The sequence below is a fragment of the Streptomyces sp. NPDC022910 genome, from assembly GCF_055561075.1.
Window position 1 is genome coordinate 1 of the sequence record NZ_JBVHHL010000094.1, and the last position, 18,516, is coordinate 18,516.

18 protein-coding genes are annotated in these 18,516 nt (G+C 70.6%); 9 read left to right on the plus strand and 9 right to left on the minus strand.

The features are described from left to right. The 9 genes from ACZ3TS_RS40310 to ACZ3TS_RS40350 form a co-directional block, all read right to left on the minus strand. Nucleotides 1-759: NUDIX hydrolase (locus tag ACZ3TS_RS40310; RefSeq protein WP_467627523.1), on the minus strand; the 759-nt coding region annotated here is incomplete at its 3' end. Next, complete coding sequence (locus tag ACZ3TS_RS40315; protein WP_467627526.1) at nt 756-1,625, minus strand: class I SAM-dependent methyltransferase; 870 nt, start codon at nt 1,623-1,625, stop codon at nt 756-758. The genes ACZ3TS_RS40310 and ACZ3TS_RS40315, both read right to left, overlap by 4 nt. Further along, nucleotides 1,622-2,512: a protein-L-isoaspartate O-methyltransferase family protein gene (locus tag ACZ3TS_RS40320; RefSeq protein ID WP_467627528.1), complete on the minus strand. Its 891-nt coding sequence runs from the start codon at nt 2,510-2,512 to the stop codon at nt 1,622-1,624. Before ACZ3TS_RS40320 ends, ACZ3TS_RS40315 begins: the two co-directional genes overlap by 4 nt. Nucleotides 2,513-2,556: 44 nt before the next feature. Beyond that, the gene (locus tag ACZ3TS_RS40325) at nt 2,557-2,820 is read right to left on the minus strand and encodes a hypothetical protein (RefSeq protein WP_467627530.1); all 264 of its coding nucleotides are present in this window, start codon (nt 2,818-2,820) and stop codon (nt 2,557-2,559) included. 89 nt (nt 2,821-2,909) lie between these two features. After that, nucleotides 2,910-4,394 carry an NUDIX domain-containing protein gene (locus tag ACZ3TS_RS40330; protein WP_467627532.1) on the minus strand — a complete coding sequence of 495 codons (1,485 nt, stop codon included), beginning with the start codon at nt 4,392-4,394 and terminating at the stop codon, nt 2,910-2,912. 95 nt (nt 4,395-4,489) lie between these two features. Then, nucleotides 4,490-6,352 carry an ABC transporter ATP-binding protein gene (locus tag ACZ3TS_RS40335; protein WP_467627535.1) on the minus strand — a complete coding sequence of 621 codons (1,863 nt, stop codon included), beginning with the start codon at nt 6,350-6,352 and terminating at the stop codon, nt 4,490-4,492. 530 nt (nt 6,353-6,882) lie between these two features. Beyond that, nucleotides 6,883-8,010: a hypothetical protein gene (locus ACZ3TS_RS40340; protein ID WP_467627538.1), complete on the minus strand. Its 1,128-nt coding sequence runs from the start codon at nt 8,008-8,010 to the stop codon at nt 6,883-6,885. Between the two features lie 82 nt (nt 8,011-8,092). Then, a complete protein-coding gene (locus tag ACZ3TS_RS40345) occupies nt 8,093-8,935 on the minus strand; it encodes a TauD/TfdA dioxygenase family protein (protein ID WP_467627540.1) in 843 nt (280 codons plus the stop codon). A gap of 32 nt (nt 8,936-8,967) precedes the next feature. After that, complete coding sequence (locus ACZ3TS_RS40350) at nt 8,968-9,846, minus strand: amino acid--tRNA ligase-related protein (protein WP_307070399.1); 879 nt, start codon at nt 9,844-9,846, stop codon at nt 8,968-8,970. Nucleotides 9,847-10,351: 505 nt separating this feature from the next. Between ACZ3TS_RS40350 and ACZ3TS_RS40355 the strand changes: the two genes are divergently transcribed. From ACZ3TS_RS40355 to ACZ3TS_RS40395, 9 genes are all read left to right on the plus strand, one after another. Continuing rightward, a complete protein-coding gene (locus tag ACZ3TS_RS40355) occupies nt 10,352-10,564 on the plus strand; it encodes a hypothetical protein (protein WP_467627542.1) in 213 nt (70 codons plus the stop codon). A gap of 131 nt (nt 10,565-10,695) precedes the next feature. Then, complete coding sequence (locus tag ACZ3TS_RS40360) at nt 10,696-11,742, plus strand: fatty acid desaturase family protein (protein ID WP_467627545.1); 1,047 nt, start codon at nt 10,696-10,698, stop codon at nt 11,740-11,742. Between the two features lie 111 nt (nt 11,743-11,853). Further along, nucleotides 11,854-12,999, plus strand: coding sequence for an inosamine-phosphate amidinotransferase 1 (locus ACZ3TS_RS40365; protein WP_351960013.1), 1,146 nt, complete (start codon nt 11,854-11,856; stop codon nt 12,997-12,999). A 71-nt stretch (nt 13,000-13,070) separates the two neighbouring features. Next, on the plus strand, nt 13,071-14,393 hold the full coding sequence (locus tag ACZ3TS_RS40370; protein WP_467627547.1) for a JmjC domain-containing protein: 1,323 nt from the start codon (nt 13,071-13,073) through the stop codon (nt 14,391-14,393). Continuing rightward, the gene (locus ACZ3TS_RS40375) at nt 14,390-15,220 is read left to right on the plus strand and encodes a DUF3865 domain-containing protein (protein ID WP_467627550.1); all 831 of its coding nucleotides are present in this window, start codon (nt 14,390-14,392) and stop codon (nt 15,218-15,220) included. Before ACZ3TS_RS40370 ends, ACZ3TS_RS40375 begins: the two co-directional genes overlap by 4 nt. Next, nucleotides 15,220-15,651: a GFA family protein gene (locus ACZ3TS_RS40380; protein WP_307070403.1), complete on the plus strand. Its 432-nt coding sequence runs from the start codon at nt 15,220-15,222 to the stop codon at nt 15,649-15,651. The genes ACZ3TS_RS40375 and ACZ3TS_RS40380 overlap by 1 nt, the downstream gene beginning before the upstream one ends. A gap of 129 nt (nt 15,652-15,780) precedes the next feature. Continuing rightward, a complete protein-coding gene (locus ACZ3TS_RS40385; protein ID WP_467627552.1) occupies nt 15,781-16,647 on the plus strand; it encodes a dimethylarginine dimethylaminohydrolase family protein in 867 nt (288 codons plus the stop codon). Nucleotides 16,648-16,705: 58 nt separating this feature from the next. Continuing rightward, the gene (locus ACZ3TS_RS40390) at nt 16,706-17,983 is read left to right on the plus strand and encodes a cation:proton antiporter (RefSeq protein WP_467627554.1); all 1,278 of its coding nucleotides are present in this window, start codon (nt 16,706-16,708) and stop codon (nt 17,981-17,983) included. Continuing rightward, the gene (locus ACZ3TS_RS40395; RefSeq protein ID WP_467627556.1) at nt 17,980-18,426 is read left to right on the plus strand and encodes a nitroreductase family protein; all 447 of its coding nucleotides are present in this window, start codon (nt 17,980-17,982) and stop codon (nt 18,424-18,426) included. Before ACZ3TS_RS40390 ends, ACZ3TS_RS40395 begins: the two co-directional genes overlap by 4 nt. Nucleotides 18,427-18,516: the final 90 nt, after the last annotated feature.

Genomic DNA, 18,516 nt, shown 5'->3' on the forward strand with positions numbered 1-18,516 from the left:
GTTCGAACGGACCATCACCGAAGCACGCAAGAAGAGCGACCAGAGGTGCCAGGCCGCATAGGAGAGGTCTCTACGAAACCAGGGGATTGACAAGGTGCCGCCCTGGATGCCTTGGGCCCGCCAGACACGGCTGTTCTCGCGCGCCCACGACGCATCCGTCCACTCGGTGATCCGACCGACCGCCCGCTCGGCGAACTCCACGACCGCAGCGTCGGGACAGCTGGCGAACGCCCGGCCGGTGACGTCCGGCACGATCCGCAGACGGTCGGTGCCAGAGTCGAAGGCGATGGCGTCCCCGGGCAGTTGGAAGTGGACAGCGAGACGTGCACCGGCGGAGTAGGCGTCTAGGCCAGCCCGGCAGTACGCCACCATCCCGGTAGGAAGGGCGTCCAGGGGCGTCCAGTCCATGGCGTCACAGACGTCCGGCTCCGCGATCCGGGCTGTGCCCTGCCACCGCCGGACCTCGAAGAAGTATCCGGTGCGGGAGGCCCCTCCGGGGCTGCGGTGGTGCACGGTCACGGCGGCCCGCACGTCGGCCGGATCGATGACGACACCGGTCTCCTCCCGCGCCTCGCGCACCAGGGCGGCGACGACGTCCTCGTGCGGACCGTCCAGATGCCCCGAGGGCAGGTGCCACAGGCCGGCGGCGTACACCTGGCCGGCCCGCCGCGACAACAGAACCTCCGGACCTGCCGCGCTCTCCCGCCGCAAGATCAGATGGACGTCCACCGGCTCGGTGTGCCGCTGCCCGCCGCTCACCGCGCATCACCCGGACGCCGGGCGAGTAGGACCGTGAACACGGCCTCCTCCAGCAGCGATCCGCTGGCTGCGAGCTCATTGAGCAGCGCCCGGGCCTCGTCCTCGAACGCCGCGTGCCGCTCCCCGAAGAGCTCGGCCCCGGCGAAGGACGTGGTGCGCAGGTAGCCGAGCACCCCCTCCGGCGTCCAGGAACGCGTGACGGGGACGCGGTGCTCGGTCGCCTCGCTCCACGCCGAGTCGGCGAGGTCCTCCTGGAACGGGCGGACGGGCTCGAGGTAGTCGCCGAGCACTCCCGCGCGACGCCTGGGCCCCAGGTAGCCCTGGATCAGGTCGCGCAGTGCCCGGGTCCAGTCGGCCTCGTACGTCCATAGGCTGCCGTCCCCCATGATCGCCAGTGTGGCCTGCGGGGCGGCGATCCGGTGCGCCATCGCCAGCACGTCCGGGCTGCTCATCCAGTGGTAGGCCCGGCAGCAGGTGATCAAGTCCGGCGTCCATCTATCCTCCCCAGGCAGAGGGGCGAGGGGCGCGTAGACGTCGGCGGAGGTTTGGACGAGGTTGAGGGTGCAGTCCCCGAGCAGGGGCGTGAGCGCGGCCCGGGCCTGGTCGAGCATCGGCCGGCTCCAGTCGACGCCTTCGATGTACGCGAGAGTGGGGAGAGCTTTCAGCAGTGCCCGGGGGACTTGTCCGGTGCCGGTGCCCAGGTCCAGCAGTGTTGGATCGGGAAGGTCCCGGACGGTGTCGGCCAGCAGCTGGGCAGCTTCGGCGGGCACACCCGGCCGGTAGCGGTCGTACTCGGCGGCGGCCGCCGCGAATAGTGCTTCCGGGCCCGCAGGCAGGCTCGGGGAGGGATCGTCGGGATAGGTCACGCGGATGCTCCCTCGTCGAGCGCACGGCGGGTGGGAAGGCGCCAGGACAGACGGCCGCACGCGGATACGGCCCGCTGGCCACCGTCCGGCTCGAAGAGGAGGCGGTATCGGCTGGGGCTGCCGGCCGCCTGCCACCGGACGGCCAGGTCCTGGAGTTCCTTCCAGATGTCGCGCGGACCGTGGGTGGTGACGTTCCAACGAGAGCGCCCCACCGGCTCCACCCGTAGCCAGGATCCGCAGGCGGGCGCGCCGATCACCAGGTGCTCGGCGCCGAAGTCGCGCACCAGCCCACCGAGCAGGTGGTCTGCGGCCAGCCACAGGCCCCGGTCGGTGTCCGCAGGCGGCACCAGCATGCTCCGCTGCGTCCAGGTGCCCGGCTCGGCGGCGATGCGCTGCCGGAAGTCCTCGCTGAGCCAGATCCGTTCCATGCCGTGCCCGGCTCGGTGGGCGAACTCCACCGCCCGCAGCTCTCCGGTGATCTGCCCGCCGTCGTTGCGCTCCACGACGGCGAGGGCGGGCCACGACGGTGACGCGCTGGTCACGTGCGCCAGCAGTTTGCCGCCAGGGGCGAGCTGCTTGACGAGCGCCGCCGGCACACGCCCCACCGCGTACGACACGAAAACGCGGTCGAACTTCCGCCCCGGTAGACCCTGTTCGCCGGACCCGCACACCACCTCCGGTCGGAAGTCCAGGTCGGCCAGCCGGACCCTGGCCGCGTCGGTGAGGTGTCGGTCCCGGTCGAGGCTGACCACCTCTTGGTCGCCGCAGACCTGGCAGGCCACCGCGGCGGTCACCCCCGCGCCCGTCCCGACATCCAACACCCGCTGACCCGGGCGTAGATCCAGCTCCTCCAGCAGCGAGGCGGTCAGACCCATCACCGTCGACATCGACGTGATCGACGCCCCCGACCGCGTCCCGCGCACCCGGCCCATCAGGGCTCACCGTCGTGCTGGACGAGCACACTGGCCCCGCCGTACAGCAGCCCGAGCAACTCGGGACGGTCCTGCGGCGCCGACCAGTCCAGCAGGTCCCACCGCGGCGGCTCCTCACCCGGGGCGCTGCGCCGCACGTACGCCTGCGGCATCAGTACCTCGCGGGGCAGCGTGAGCAGAGCGTCGCGCACCGGCCCGGGCCGTAGCCCGTGCTTCTTCTCCAGCTCGGCGACCATTGCTGCCCGCGCGTCGACCGGATTCACTTCGGCAGCCGAAGGTCGGTTGCTGTCGGCCGGCCGTCCTGCTCGCCCTGGTGTCCGGCCGGCCGTGACTGGGCTCGCGTCCAGGGCCCTCATCGCCCGTCCCACCCCATCTGCGAGTACAAGCGCCCGGCGAGCACTCCGTCGATCGCCTGGCGGGTGTAGGGCACGACGGCGGCCGGGAGATCCTTCGGGTTCCACCACCGCCACTCCACGCACCGGTCGGGCTCCAGGACGACTGGGGTGCCGGACCAGGTGCGGGCCCGGAAGACGAGGCCGATACGCGGGCGGGCGGACGGCGAGTCCACGAGGTGGACGAGGTGCACGAGCTCGACGTCGCCCGGCTCGATGATCAGCCCCGCTTCCTCCTGAGCCTCCCGGATCAGGCAGCTGATCGCTTCTTCCCGCTCGCAGTGCCCGGCCAGGAAGTGCCACGTGTTGCCCGCGTATGCCGAGTCCGGGTGACGCAGGCCGAGGAGGATCCGGCCGCGGTTGTCCTCCAGGTAGAGGTGGACACCCACGATGTGGAGCTCGGTCCCCTCCGGCGCCTCGTCACGCAGCAGCCAGGCCGTGGCCGGCGGACTGCCGGCGGGGGGATGCTCTGCCGCGTGCCGGCGGACCAGGTCACCGAGACCGGGGCTCAGGTGCAGCTGCTCCAGCGTGTCCGGGGTGAACCACCGCAGCAGCACGCCCTCTTGCAGCGCCACCGTCTCCGGATCACCGCTCCAGCGGCCCACGAAGACCTGGATCGGCACCGCGATGCCGTCGACGCTCGTCGCCTCCTCCAGGGCATACGGCGTCAGGCCATTCACCTCCAGGCCCGGGACCTCTTCGGCGAGCTCCCGCCGCAAGGTCGCCTCCAGGTTGACGTCCTCCACCGTACGGCCGCCGCCGAGGAGAGCGAACGTGCCAGGGGCCCAGATGCCTTCACGCTGGTCACGCAGGTGAAGCAGGTATCTGCCGTGGCCGTCGTGGATCAGCGCGGAGGCGTTAACGGGCTCTGGCCGCCCGTCGAGGCCCTGGTCTCGGGCGTCCAGGAGCTTGGCACGCAAGGCCGGGGACCTGACGTCGGCGAACTCGAGCCACCGGGCGCCGGCAACCTCATCGTCCTGCAATGTGAGCTGGGGGTGCTGCTCGGGCACGAGATAGAAGACGAAGCGGAAGTCGAAGTGCTGGTGGGAGCCTTCGCCCTTGGCGGGGTTCGCGTCGATGTCGTGGACGTCGATGTCGATCGGAGCCCCGAGGAACTGCGGAGTCAGGCACAGGTCGCCCGGCCGGATGCCGGTCTCCTCGCACGCCTCCCGCAGCGCCGCGGCCAGGAGCGTCCGGTCGTCCTCGACATGGCCGCCCGGAGCGAGGAGCAGCCCCGTGACCTTGTGGCCGATGTGCAGAACGCGTTGTTCCCGGTCGATGACCGCCGCGCTGCAAGTGACGTGACCGGGGAGCGTGGCACGGCTGGCCGGGGCGTCGGCTCCGTCCAGGAGGGACAACAGCCCGGCTAGGGAATCCCGCTCGTGCGGATGCCGGGCCAGGTACGCCTCGGCGGTCGCGCGGATGTGGGAACGGGTGAGCGGCACGTCATCACCTCGGGACGGCATGGGAAGGGCGGGGTCGTCCGCGGCCGTGGGTGCGGCTGCTTCGGCGGGGCGTACTGAGATGGCGCCGGGGCCGCTCATGCGGGGGTCTCGCGCTTCTCGCCGTCCGGCTCGGACGTGATCTGGTAGGACAGCAACTGCTGGAACAGACCCGGCTGTTGCGAGAGCTGGGCGTAGGTGCCCTCCTGGACGATTTTGCCGTCGTCGAGGACCACGATGCGGTCGGCGATGGCGACATTGGTGATGCGGTGGGTCACCAGCAACACCTCCCGGTCCCGGGCGAGGTTTCGCAGCCGCTGGAAGATGCGGTACTCGGCGCGGGGATCCAGGTTCGCCGTCGGCTCGTCGAGGACCAGCAGACCGGCCTGGCGGAAGAACGCTCTCGCCAGGGCGATGCGCTGCCACTGGCCGCCGCTCAATTCCTCCCCGTTGAGCCACTCGCGGGCCAGGAGGGTGTCCAGGCCGGCACCGAGCTTGTCGACGACTTCGTCGGCGTCGGCCGCCTCGCACGCCTCGCGGACCGCCGCGTCGCCGCGCGCCGTGGGCTGGCCCTGGGTCACGTTCTCGCGCACGGTCAGCGGCCAGTGCGCGTAGTTCTGCGGCACGAGGGCGACCTGCTGCCACAGGGCCTGCGGATCGGCGTCGCCGGTGGGGACGCCGTCCCACAGCACCTGCCCGCCTGTGGGCAGGTAGAGACCGCTGACCAGCTTCGACAGCGTCGACTTGCCCGAGCCGTTGAAGCCCACCAGCGCGGTGACCTCGCCCCGGCGCAAGGTGAGGGAGACGTCGGACAGCGCGTCGCGGTCCTTGCCGGCGTACCGGTGGGTGACCGACTTGACCTCGATCGTCTCCGGCGGCTCAGGGCGGTGCGGACCCCGGCGCATGCGGAAGCCGCCGGCCTTGTCCAGGAAGCCGCTCCAGTCGTCCATGTACAGCCCCGTCCGCACGGCGCGCGCACCGACAGCCACCAGACCGTGGACCGACATACCTACCGTCTGCAGGGCGAAGACGGCCGTCCCGGCATGCCCGACGGTGATACGGCCGGTCGCGAGCAGCCACACGACCGCCGCCCATACCACCGCCGACCCCAGCCCTCCGCACACCGCGCCGACCAGGGACATCCGGGCGCCCTTGTCGGCCGCGGCCCGGTCCTCGCGGTTGATCCGGGCGACGGTGTGCCGGTACCGGCCGGACAGGAAGCCAGCCATGGTGCCGGCGCGGATCTGGTCGGCGGCGTCCTTGGTGTAGATGTGCCAGCGCAGCACCGACAGCATCCGGTTGTCGCCGTTGCTGCGGAGGTTCGCCAGGTACCGGACGCGCGCAGCGCTCACCTGGGCCAGGGCCTGCGGCAGGCTGGCTGCGACGAGGAGGGGGAGAAGGACCCAGTGCACGCCGGTCAGCACGATCGCCCCGGCGAGGAAGCTGGCGCCCGACGCGATCAAGTCCTGGCCCTCGTTGATCAGGTCGCCGGTGACCTGGGCGCCGCGGTCGGCGGCTTCCCGGTCACGGTTGAAGTCGGGGTCGTCGTACGCGCACAGCTCGACCTCGGCGCAGCCGGTCAGCAGCATCTGCTCGGCCTCGCGTGACATCAGCGGGCCCAGCCGGGAGGACAGCCAGTTGACGGTGATTCCGAGGAGCGCGCGCACGCCGGCGGCACCGGCGAGCAGGGCGACGGAGGGCCATGCCTGAAGGAGCCGGTGGTAGACGTCTCCGCTGCGCAGCAGGGCGGTCAGGGTGCCGGCGATGGCGACCAGGCCCAGGGCCTGCATCACGCCGGTGACGGTCTGGCACAGCAGGAGGCCGACGGTTGCTCGTCGGTCGACGCGCCAGGCGAGAGCCAGCGAGCGGCGCACCAGTTGCGGCAGGCGGCGGGCCATGTCGCGCATCCGGATTGAGCGGCCGGCTGCTTCGCGGCTGCCGGTCAGGTCGACGTACCGCATCTGCGGCTCGGGAGCCGGCGTGGGCGAAGTGCCGCTCGGCGAGGGTGCGGGCGTTCTGGCGGACGGCGCGGAGGGGGACGCTGCGGGGGTGGTGCGCGGTCCCGGAACACTGTCGGCTGATGCATCGGTGGGCTCACTCATGCCGCCCACCCCGTATCCGGACGTGCTGAGCTGAGCTTGTCGTCAACGCTGTGCGTGATCACGCCGGGCCGCCGTTCGATTCCGGGAGGCTGCTGCAAGGGGGCAGGGGTGGGATGCATGGCGTGTCCTCCGTCTGGGCGTCGGTGTGGCACTGATGCTCTAAAAACGCACTGGACCTGGTCCCGTCACGGCCCGATCGGAGGGCATTTGGTGAACGGGAGTTCTAATGCCAGGAGCAGGGCAGGCGGGCTCTGGGCGGTCGCGACTCAAACTCGTTCGATCAGGGCGGTTCACTCCTTCAGGGGGTTGCGGACAGCACGGACCGGGCCGCCGCGGAAGTCCGCGGCGGCCGTGCGGTAGGTGTTCAGAGCAGGACCGGCGGGAGGGTGTCAGGCGTTGAGGACGGTGAAGGCGACGGAGGGGAAGCGGCGGCCGTTGACCTGGAGGGCGAGGGAGTAGGAGCCCGGTGAGACCTTCCACCGTGCGGTCGAGCGCAGCGGGTGCGCCTTGGCGAGCCGCAGTGCCTGGCCCGCTTCGGCTGTGGCACGCCGCAGGAAGGAGACCTTCTCCCGCGGCTGGCCATTCTGCCCCGTGGTGGCGATCACGATCATCACGTGGACTGGTGCGGTGGCGGTGGCAGTGAGAGCGGCGGAGAAGTTCAGGGTGTCGCCGTCGCGGAGTTCGGTGCGCTCCAGGACGAGGGGGGTGAGCGCGATGGGCGCGTCGTGGGCGTAGCCGAGGATGGCGTAGGCGGGCGGCCAACCCTCCTTCAGCCGGTTGCGCAGGGCACCCCGGGCGATGAAGGCGAAGTGCTCGTCTGCGAGTCGGCCCGACTGCTTCCACCGCTGAAGGGTGGTCAGCACGAGGTCGGGCTGGCTGGCGGCGATGTCGCTGAGGTGGTTGGCGACGGAGGTGCGGACATAGAGGTGAGCGTCGCCGTAGAGCTGATCGAGGACGGGCAGTGCCGCGTCGACGGGCATCTGGATCCGTGGGGCCCAGGGCAGCAGGGGCCGGGTGGCCTCGCTCGCCAGTCTGCGCACCCGGAAGTCCTCGTCGCGGGTCCACGCGCCGACGGCCTTCATTGTCTCGTCGGGGAAGTCGGCGAGAAAGTGCCGCACCGGGAGCTCGGCGGAAAAGTACCCCGTCATGCGGGCCAGAGCGGCGAGCGCCTGGTCCAGGTGCTCAGCGGTACGCAGGTAGCGGGAGACGTAGTCGGAGTGGGGCGAGTAGATGTGCAGGCCGAAGTCGTTGGTCACGCCGGCGGCCTCGGGCGTCGGTGGGAGGGAGCGCAGCAGGATGTCGAGCGCGTCGGGGCCGGTGACCGGAAGGTGGGCGTGCAGGCCCTCGCTGGTGCGGGCGATCCGGCCGCTGAGCTCCAGCCGGGGAAGGTCGGCCGTCACCGACTTCACGAAGCTGTCGGCGTCGAACTCGGGGCAGGCCGAATGGACTTCACGGCCGATGCGTTCGATGCGCTCGGCATTGAGGGCGGTCTCTTTCAGGGGAACCTTCACGGTCATGGGCAAACCCTAGGGCTGGCTACGGGGCCGCCCTCGTGTTCTCGCCGCGGGTCATCCGGCGGTGTGAACACGAGGCTTTCGGCTATCGGACGGCGGCGCGGTACAGCAGCCGGCGCTGGCGGGAGCTGTCGCAGGGGGAGGCGGTGTGGAGGGTGGCGAGGTTGTCCCACACGACCAGGTCGCCCTGACTCCAGCGGTGGCTGTAGACGTACGGCGCGCTGATCGTGTGCTCCAGCAGTTCGCCGATCAGGGCGCGGCTCTCCTTCTCGGGGAGTCCGTTGATGCCGCTGATCACCATGGAGCCGAGCAGCAGCGAGCGGGCACCGGTGACCGGGTGGGTCAGGACGAGCGGGTGCTCAACCTCCGGGTGACCAGCGAGACTTCCGGCCGCGACCGACGATTGGCCGCCGCTGGCCTGGCTCTGCAGGACACGTAGCTGCTCGATGGAGTGCACCGCGCGCATCCCCTCGATCCGCTGCCGCATCGCCGGGGGAAGGGCGGCGTAGGCGCGGGTCGCGTCGGCGAAGCGGGTCTCACCGCCCTGCTCGGGGGTGATGACCGAGTACAGCAGGGTCGCGGAGGTTAGCTTCGGCTTGAAGCTGTTGTCGGCATGCCACTCCTCCTCGTTGTCCCCGTCGTAGATGCCGACGTGCTCGCCGTCCTCAACGATGTTGCTGATGACGGTCAGCCCAGGGAAGCCGCCGACGGCGTACCGGCGGTCGACGCTCGTGTCCACCGTCCCGAAACAGGAGGCGACGGTCAGGAGATCGGCGTGGGTCAGGTGCTGTCGGGGCGCGATCAGCAACCGGTGCCGATGAAGGGCTCGCGCCAGCTGGGGCAGGAGGTCTTCGGCGTCGGTCGCGAGGTTGCAGTCGACGACGGCGCCGAAGCCGCTCTCGTCGAGCGGGCGCAGCGGCAAGGACATCGCGGCTCCTTTCCGGACGGTCGTGTCGGTGATCAGAACTGGGACGACTGCTGGAAGAAGGTGACGTCCTTGATGCCAGAGGCGGCCATGCAAAGCCGCTCGATGCCGATGCCGAGCCCAACGCTGCTGGCCGGCGCCCGCCCGGCGTCGATCGCCTTCCACACCAGGGCCTGCTCGTCGTCGTACAGGTCGACCGCACGGGCCCGTTCGACGAACTCGGCACGGTCGGGCTCGTCCTCGTAGCCGTGGATGACCTCGACGCCGTCGACCAGGAGCTCGAAGCGGTTGAGGACGGCGGCCGTGCCTGGTGTGAGGCGGGCGCACGGCTCGTCCCCGCCGACCGGGTACTCGGTGAGGAACAGCGCGGCGCCGGTGCTCTGGGTCTCCAGCTCGCGCTCCACGAACTGCCCGAGCACTGTCTTGAACGGCACGTCGCTGCCCTTGCCCAGGTGCGCGGCCATTTGCGCGGGCAGGTCACCGAGGGGTTCACGGCGAAGGTCGATGCCGAAGTGGTCGCGGATGTGGCTGGCGACGGAGACCCGCTGGGGGGTGTAGGGGATGTGCGGGCCGATCAGCTTTTCGGCGAGCGCCATGAGGAAGTCGAAGTCCTCGTCGGCGGCGTAGAGGTCGAGCATCTGGAACTCGGGCGCGTGGAGCTCGTCCGGCTTCTCGGGCCGGAAGCACGGGCCGATCTCGAAGACCCGCCGGTGGTGCTCCAAGTTCACCCGCAGTGCCGGGCCGATCATCGCCCGCAGGAACCGCCCGCCGTCATGGTCCACCGGTAGACGGCGCCCCGGGCCGAGGTCGGCCCTCCGCAGCGTCGGGGTGACCACCTCGACGAAGGCATCCGCGCGGAGCGTGTCCCGCAGGCTGAACAGCAGGTCCGACTTCATGACGACGGGGTTGAGCACGGGTGCTCCTCAAGGTCGGTTACTCCGACGGAAGTTGGAGGGAAGCCGGGCCCACGGCGATCTCGTGCGTGGCTTCTCGGCGGGGCCACAAACTAGCCGCGCCGACGCGAGCAGTAGAAGCCCTTCCACCGGCCCTGCCGGGCCCAACGGGGCTGATCTGCCGCCCATTCAGGACCAGACTTCGGCGTTTTCGCAGCTCAAGCAGGATGTGCGCGCAACGGGCACGCAACGGTCCCGTGCAACCGGCGCAACGCCCAGAGCCGTTGCGGCTCTCTTTGGCGCAGCCCTAGCGTGACTGGCCAAGCGCCCAGCGCGACCGCGCCACGCAACGCTCATCCGCAGATGGACAAGACGTGCCCCGGCGCGACCTTCTCCACCGGCGCGCGCCTGCGCCAATGGCGTGCCGAGCCGATGGTTCAGCACCTCACCGGACCCGCGGCCCGGCAGTTCCACAGCCCGATCACCCGGATTCGCGGATCACCCGCGACCGAAGAGGGAGAACTAGATGACCGCTACCGCCGGAATGACCCCGGACACCGGCCTGAAGGCCGGCATGCGCCCGGACGCCTCCGAGCTCAAGCTCGGGATGCGTCCCGACGCCCACGTGCTGAAGGCCGGGATGCGTCCCGACGCGGCCGAGCTGAAGCTCGGGATGCGTCCCGACGCCCCCGTGCTCAAGGCCGGGATGCGCCCCGACAGCGCCCTCATCGCAGCCTGACCTGCGGCTGAACCACCCCTCGTCCGGCTCCGGCGCGCCCGCCCACGGCAGGTTGCCAGTGCACTGTCCGACTGCGGGCGCGTTGGAGCCCGGCACATCCCCACCCGCACCGCATCCGACTGGAGGACCTGATGGGCAGCCCCGTCGCCAGCAGGACCCGCAACGGCACTGGAGCCTCCGGCCCCGTCCGCAAGGCCCTCGGGCAGCAGCTCATCGCCGACCTGGAGAAGCTCTGCGGACGCCCGACCATCGGCCTGTGGGACGTCGCATGGGACCTCGTCGCGATCGCCGCCGCGGCGATCACCGGCCACCTCATCGGTCACGTCGTCGGCCCCCTGCTCGCCGTCTGCTACATCGGCGTGCGCCAGCGCCACCTGTCCAACCTCGGGCACGAGTGCGTGCATTCCAAGCTCATGGCCACCCGCCGCGGCAACCGGGCCATCGGCTACATCCTGACCGGCCTGCTCGGCGAAGGCTTCGAGCCCTACCGCATCAGCCACTACGTGCACCACGCCAAGCTCGGTTCCGACGACGACCCTATGTTTCAGTCCTACCGCGCAGGCAACATCCGCGCTGCGGGTCAGGCGCCCAGCCGCCGCTTGTTCGTCCTGCGGGTCATCGTGCGCAACGCCCTGTGGCGGCTGCCGAAGACCGCGGTGCTGACCCTGGTCACCCGCGCACCAGGGGAGACCTGGCGGGCCCTGGCCGCCCGGGCCGTGCTGTGGGCGGGCGTCGTCGCCGCGCTGTGGCCCGTGGACGGCGTTCCGTACCTCCTGCTCTACTGGCTGCTCCCCCTCGTCCTGGTGCGGCCCGTCGTCACCTGGATCACCGACCTCGGCAACCACGCCGGGCTGATCGAGAACGACGACGTCCTCCTGCAAACCCGCGGCTGGACCTCCCACTGGCTCACCCGGCACCTGCTCGGCGGCCACCTCGACGACATGTTCCACCCCATCCACCACTGGTGCCCGCAGATCCCCTGGCGGCGCCTGCCCGCGGCCCGCGCCCTCACCGCGCAGCGTCTGTCGCGCTTCGGCGAAGTGCCCTGGTGCTCCGGCTACTTCTTCCGCCGGCGCTCCACTCCCGACCAGCCGTGCGTGATTGAGGACATCATCGCCCGGCTGCATCCCGCACCCGAAGCCGCCTGCACCCCGCACCAGCACGCCTCGGCCGCTTGACTCCGGCCCCGAACCCGCCCACACAAGCCCGTACGGCACCGACCCTCCGGGACGCACGCGCGCGCCAGTACAGGGTCGCGCCGCCGCCCGCCGCCGAGGAGGCGGCCCACCATGCCCCAACCCACCTCCGTCCCGCCGCCGGCCCTGAACAGCTTCGACGAGTTCACCCGGCTCGAAGAAGTCGTCCTCGGCCGCGCCGACCACTACAACGCCCACCACACGGAACCCTCGTGGCGGCTGTTCTTCTACGACAACGTCGCCCCCGTCCTCGGCCGGCACACCACCCCCTCGGGGGAGGAACTCCTGCCGATCCCCTCACAGCTGACCGACGAGCTCAACGAGGACATCTCCGGCCTGGCCGACGCCCTGACCGGCTGCGGGGTGAACGTCCTGCGACCCGCCGTCCCGGGCAAGGACGTCGACATCCGCTCCCCGCACTGGGACGCGAGGGCCACCCCACCCCTCAACGTCCGCGACCAGACCATCATCCTCGGCAACACCATCGTGGAGACCGCACCCCACATCCGCGCCCGCATCTTCGAGAACGACCTGCTCAAGCCAGCCTTCTACCGCTACTACGAGGCCGGAGCGAACTGGCTGAGCATGCCGCGGCCCGCCCTTGCCAGCGACTCCCTGGACACCAGCTACTTCACCCGCCAGGGCCTGGACGTCAGCCGTGCCACCGACGGCGAGACGGCCGGCAGCATCGAGGGCCTGGGCCTGGAGATGGTCTTCGACGGCGCGCAGTGCATGCGGCTGGGCCGCGACGTCCTGGTCAACGTCGCCAACCACAACCACGAACTTGCCCTGCGCTGGCTGCGGGACAACGTCCGCAACCTGCGGTTCCACCGCCTGGACGCCATGGCCGACAACCACATCGACAGCGTCCTAGTCCCGCTACGCCCCGGCCTGATGCTGCTGCGCTCGCCGGAATACCTCAAGTACCTGCCCGAGGCCATGCAGTCCTGGGACGTGATCTACGCCCCGGAGACCGACGACAGCAACTTCCCGGACTACACCGACCTCGGCTTCGTCATCCCTATCGGCAGCCGGTACATGGACATCAACCTGCTGTCCGTTGACGAGGACACGGTTGTCGTCAACTCCCTCTACCCGGAGCTGATCACGGTTCTGGAGCGACGCGGATTCACCGTCGTCCCGGTCCGCCACCGCCACCGGCGCCTGTTCGGCGGCGGGTTCCACTGCTTCACGTTGGACACCGTCCGCCGCGGCGGCCCCGAGGACTACCTCAGCTGACCATGGCGCCCCGTCACCGCGCCTCTTCTCCCGCCCCGATCACGACAGCCCCCGACATCAGGAGCTTCTTGATGGACACTGCCTACCCCTGGCCGCCCGACCAGGCATTCTGGACCGGTACCTTCCCCGACCACACCACGGGACGGACCACGCCCTTCCTTTTCAAGGGCATCATCCCCGCCGCCGCGGCCGGCCCGGACGACGTCCTGGGGGGATTCGAGGCCATCCGAAGGGCCCATGCTGCTAGCACCGGCATCAAGGCGCACGCGCGTGTCTATGTCGGCGAGGAACGCCGCGACGACCTCCTGCCGCAGGCGCTGACCGCCCCTTCCTGGGACGGGGGCGTGGACGCCTTCGTGCCGTGGATGCAGGACCTCGCCGCCGCCGAGCGGTTCTCCCTGGTCATCAACAACCTGGAGACCGTCAGCCCCGCCCTCGCAGCCGGACTCGGCACCTTCCTGAAGAGCGTCATCGATGGGTGGGGCCTGCCGCTGGGCGGCGCTGAACAAGTCGCCTTCGCCGGCAACTACAGCGGGACCGCGTTCGGGATCCACGAGGGCTACGAGGACGCCTTCCTCGTCCACCTCGGCCCCAACGCCAAGAACTTCTACTGCTGGCCCGCCGAGCAGTACGAGAAGCTCACCGGTGGCAAACAGCCCACCTACGGCGACTACCGCGCGCTGCTGGAGGAGGCCGAGCACTTCCTGCTGGAGCCGGGCGACGCCCTGTTCCTGCCCCGCCGGGTCTTCCACGTCGGCACTCAGGACACCTTCTCCGTTTCGGTGGCGATGCCGCTGTACACCTACCCGTACGCGCAGCTCCTGCAGAGCCGCATCATCCCGGACGTCCTCGCCGAACTGGCCGGCGACGGACCCGACGACCCGCTCAACGAGCCCTCCGCGATGGCGGACACGGCCGCCGGGCCCGGTTCCGTCACCGACCGACTGGCCGGCGTCGGCCGCGAACTCCTGACCGTCGCCGCCGACCGCGTCCGCGGCGCGGCCCGCGAGCACGCCGAACAGCGGTGGGCCACGCTGCTCAGCAACGGCGGCTGGGAACTGGTCGAGGGCGACCTCGCCCGCCAAGAAGCCGCGGACGCCTTCGATCCCCAGCAGGTGGCGCCCGGCGCCGAGATCACCCTGATCGCCCCCTACCAGGTGACCACCCTCAACGGCGGCGACGACACCCAGCACGTCCTGCTGCGCGGCCACCAGACGGGCATCGCCCTCGACGTCGCGGCCCTGGACCGGGACACCATCACCGCGCTCAACGACGGCGCTGCGATCACCCTGCCCGACAGCCCGGAACTACTCGCGGCCGTCCGGGCCCTGGGAGCCACCGGCGGCCTGCACTTGACGCCCCGCCCCGCCGACAGGGAGGACACCGAGAAATGACCCCCGACAACAGCCTCATCCAGGCTTACCTCAAGGCCAACCCCGAGACGCAGAGCGCCGTCAACGGCACCCTGCTCGGCAAGTTCACCTCCGGCGATGCCCTGGTCACCGCGCACCTGGCTCCCATGATCGACTGGGCCTACGGGAAGATCGCCGAGAAGGTTGGTGCCGCCGACCTCAGCGTACGTCAGGCCCGGATGTACATCGAGGAGCTCTCGGTGTTCGCCCGCTACAACGCCCAGTTCCTCAAGGCGGCTGCCACCGGCGTGGAGGGGTTCTGCCCCGAGCTCGCGCACGAGCTGCGCCGCAACCACCTGGAGGAGGGCGGCGAGCGCGGCAAGGTTCCTGCGCACTACGTTCTCTACACCAACGCGCTTCTGTCCGACCTCGGGCTCCTCGTCAACGGCCATGTGCCTGCCCGCGAGACCGAGACGCTGGTCAACCTCCACCAGTGGATGGTCGGCTCGCACATGCCCAGCTTCATCGCCGGCGCCTACTACGCGACCGAGGCCGTGGCGATCGCCGAGACCGAGATCCTGCGGGACATCACCAACCGCTACGGCGAGCTGACCGGCCAGGGCAGCGGCAGCGAGCTGAAGGCCCTGCACTACTACTACGAGCTCCACCTCGACGAGGGGCACGAGGCCGCCCAGGTCGGCGGCCTGAGCGTCGAGGCCGCGCACATTGAGGGCCTGGCCCGGTTCATCAAGGAGAGTGAACTCTTCCACGTCGAGCTGCCCCAGGCGATGGACGGCTTCCTGACGATCGCCGAGGGGATGACACACTGGTGGGCTCAACTCGCCCACCGTGCCTGGGAGATGAACTGATGAACGCCACCTCCGATATCGTCGCCGCCATCCAGGAGCGCTCCGGCGGATGCCTGTGCGGGCGGATCCGCTTCACCGTCAAGGGCAGGGCCGTTTACCCGCACACGTGCAGCTGTCCGCACTGCAAGAAGCTCGGGGGCGGCCCGATGATGTGGTGGGCTGGCTTCGCAACGGACGATGTCACCTGGACCAACGGGATCGAGCCGACCTGGTTCGAGACGTTCGAGGGCGAGGCCCAGCGCGGCTTCTGCCCCCACTGCGGCAGCCGCCTCGCGGCGATCGACAGCGACGTCCCCGAGCTCGGCATCGTCGTCACGGCCCTAGACGACACCAGCGGAGCCGACCTCGTCCCCGTCAACCAGTCCTTCCGCGACGACGCCGTGCACTGGCTGCCGCAGGTCCCGGACACCCAGAACAGCCCCGTCGGCTGACACCCGCGAGACCTCCGGGGGCCGGCAGCCTGACCTGCCGGCCCCCGGGACCTGTCCTGCCTGGGACTGTCTGCGCCGCGTCCGGCTCGCCGTCCGACCCGTCCAGCATCCGGCCCAGGAGAACTCATCGTGCTCACTCCGCATGCCACCAGCGAGTACGGCGCCCTGCGCCACGTCGCCATGCGCTATGCCGGCGACGTCACCCCCGACCTCGACGGCCCCGAAGCCCATCCCGTCCTGACCCGCCAGAAGACCACCAGCTCCTGGAGGCCGTACGCCCCGGCCACCGTCCGCGCCCAGCAGGACACCCTGATCGACCTGCTGCGCAGCCGCGGCACGGAGGTGACCCTCCTCGACCAGTCGCCGGGCTGTCCGGTCCAGCACTACCCCCGCGACATCGCCTTCGTCATCGACCACGTCATCGTTCTGGCACGCCTGAACTCCGCGCACCGCGTTCCCGAGGCCGACGCGCTCGCCCCGCTCCTGGCCGACGCCCTGCACGTCGCCCACCTGGACGAGGGCACCATCGAGGGCGGTGACGTCATCCTGCATACCGGCACCGTCCTGGTCGGCCTCGGCGAGGAGACGTCCCCCACGGGCGTGAGGGCGCTGCAGCGGGCGCTGGCCCACCACGGGGTCGCGCGCGAGGTCCGCCCGGTCCACTTCGCCGTCGACGGCATCGTTCACCTGGACGACCACTTCACGATCGTCGCTCCCGGCACCGCGCTCATCCACCGCAGCGTCTTCCCACCCGGCGAACTGTACTGGTTCGAGCAGCATTTCGACCTGATCGACGTCACCAACGACGAGGCCCGTGCCGTCCAGGCCAACGTTCTGGCGATCGCGCCGGGCACCGTGATCGTCGCCGCCGGCAGCGACCGCATCGCAGCGCAGCTCGCCGCGCGCGGACTCGAGGTCCTCACTGTCGATTACTCCGAGGTCACCCGGATCCCCGGCTCGCTTCGCTGCACCACCCTGCCGTTGACCCGCGCCTGATCCGCTCTCTCCACGCCTGGCCGCGGTGCGGCCATCCGCGCCGACTCCTGGAGCTGCCGTGTCCGACCCGCTGCTGCCTGTGCTCCTCGCCGTCCCGGTCGTGGTCCTCGCCTGCCAGGCAGGCGGGCGCGCCGTCAGGCTGCTCGGCCAGCCGCCGGTCATCGGCGAAATCCTGGCAGGGATACTGCTCGGCCCCTCACTGCTCGGCTGGCTCGCACCCAGCGTCCAGCACCACATCCTGCCTCCCTCGGTCCTGCCCATCACCTCCGCCCTGGGCAACCTCGGCCTCTTGGCGTTCCTCTTCCTGATTGGACTGGAACTCGACCTCCGCAGCCTGGGCACCACCCGAGGCTCGGTTGCCGCAGTCAGCCTCAGCGGGGTCCTGCTCCCCATGGCCCTCGGCGCCGCGCTGGCCTCCGCCCTCTACCCGCACTTCGCGCCCGACGGGGTCGGACGACTGCCGTTCACCCTGTTCGTCGCCGTAGCCCTGAGCATTACCGCATTCCCGGTCCTCGCACGGATCCTCGCCGACCGCGGCCTGGAGACCACGCCCCTGGGCGCCTTCGCCTTGGCCTGCGCCGCCACCGACGACGCCCTTGCCTGGTGCCTGCTCACCGCCGTTGTCGCCCTGTCCACCTCTGGCACCGTCCTGTCGGCTTTGACCACCCTCGCCCTGACCGCCGTCTTCGCCGCCGGCCTCACCGTCGTCCTGCGCCCCCTGCTGCGCGCCCTGCTCGAACGCGCCAGCCGAACCTCCGACGACCTCGTCCTGGTCCTGCTCTTCGCCGGACTGTGCCTCAGCGCCTACACCACCGACCAAATCGGCGTGCACCCCGCCTTCGGCGCCTTCCTGTTCGGCGTCACCGCACCTCGTGGACTCCCGGCCGTCGAGCGCAGCGCCGCGCGCTTCCGCGCCGTCGTTCTGCCGCTCCTGCTGCCGCTATTCTTCGTCGACGCCGGCCTGCACACCGACTTCTCCACGCTGCCAGCCGGACAGTGGGGCTGGGGAGCGGCGATCCTCGCGGTCGCCGTCATCGGCAAGTGGGGCGGCACGGCCGGCGCAGCCCGACTCACCGGCTCCGACTGGCGCTGGTCGGCCGCTGTTGGCACGCTCATGAACTGCCGCGGCCTAACCGAACTCGTCGTGCTCGGCATCGGCCTCCAGAGCGGTGTCATCAGCGAGCCGCTGTTCACCCTCCTGGTGGTCATGACCGTCATCACTACCGCGGCCACCGCCCCGATACTCAGGCGCGTGGCCAGCGACGACCCGAGGATGACCCCGCCGGCAGCGCACGACGATCCCGAGCGTGACCCCGCCCGGGAGGTGACCGGATGACCCAGCCCCCGAACCCGGTTCTGGAAGCGGTCCTCACCCGGCGCAGCGCCCCCCGACTGACCGAGCCCGCGCCCGGCCGTCACGACCTGGAGCGACTCATCCAGGCCGCGGCCACCGCACCCGACCACGGGCGACTTCGCCCTTGGAGGCTGGTCGCGGTGACCGGGAACGAGCGGGCCCGACTCGGTGACGTGCTCGCCGAAGCCGCCGCCTCGCCGGAGCAGGCCCGGCGCGCCGCCACGAAGCCCCTGCGCGCCCCGTTGCTCCTGTCTATCGTCCACTGCCCCGTGCCCGACCATCCGAAAGTCCCCGAATGGGAGCAACTGGCCGCCACCACGGGCGTGGTCACCACACTGTCGCTGCTCTTGCACGGCTACGGCTGGGCGTCGATCTGGCGCACCGGGTCCGCAGTCCAGGCGCCCCAGGTCCGCAAGTACCTCTGACCATCCCCTCGTAGCGTGGAGCCCGTGATTGCAGGGGAAGTTGGGATTCATGGGGTCCAAGAAGAAGCCGCCGTACGACGCCGAGTTCCG

Coding starts and splice junctions, on each gene's coding strand:
- ACZ3TS_RS40375 (WP_467627550.1), top strand. CDS start 14,390: ATGACCCCCGACAACAGCCTCATCCAGGCTTACCTCAAGGCCAACCCC.
- ACZ3TS_RS40360 (WP_467627545.1), top strand. CDS start 10,696: ATGGGCAGCCCCGTCGCCAGCAGGACCCGCAACGGCACTGGAGCCTCC.
- ACZ3TS_RS40340 (WP_467627538.1), bottom strand. CDS start 8,010: ATGACCGTGAAGGTTCCCCTGAAAGAGACCGCCCTCAATGCCGAGCGC.
- ACZ3TS_RS40355 (WP_467627542.1), top strand. CDS start 10,352: ATGACCGCTACCGCCGGAATGACCCCGGACACCGGCCTGAAGGCCGGC.
- ACZ3TS_RS40345 (WP_467627540.1), bottom strand. CDS start 8,935: ATGTCCTTGCCGCTGCGCCCGCTCGACGAGAGCGGCTTCGGCGCCGTC.
- ACZ3TS_RS40320 (WP_467627528.1), bottom strand. CDS start 2,512: ATGTCGACGGTGATGGGTCTGACCGCCTCGCTGCTGGAGGAGCTGGAT.
- ACZ3TS_RS40370 (WP_467627547.1), top strand. CDS start 13,071: ATGGACACTGCCTACCCCTGGCCGCCCGACCAGGCATTCTGGACCGGT.
- ACZ3TS_RS40365 (WP_351960013.1), top strand. CDS start 11,854: ATGCCCCAACCCACCTCCGTCCCGCCGCCGGCCCTGAACAGCTTCGAC.
- ACZ3TS_RS40395 (WP_467627556.1), top strand. CDS start 17,980: ATGACCCAGCCCCCGAACCCGGTTCTGGAAGCGGTCCTCACCCGGCGC.
- ACZ3TS_RS40335 (WP_467627535.1), bottom strand. CDS start 6,352: ATGCGGTACGTCGACCTGACCGGCAGCCGCGAAGCAGCCGGCCGCTCA.
- ACZ3TS_RS40380 (WP_307070403.1), top strand. CDS start 15,220: ATGAACGCCACCTCCGATATCGTCGCCGCCATCCAGGAGCGCTCCGGC.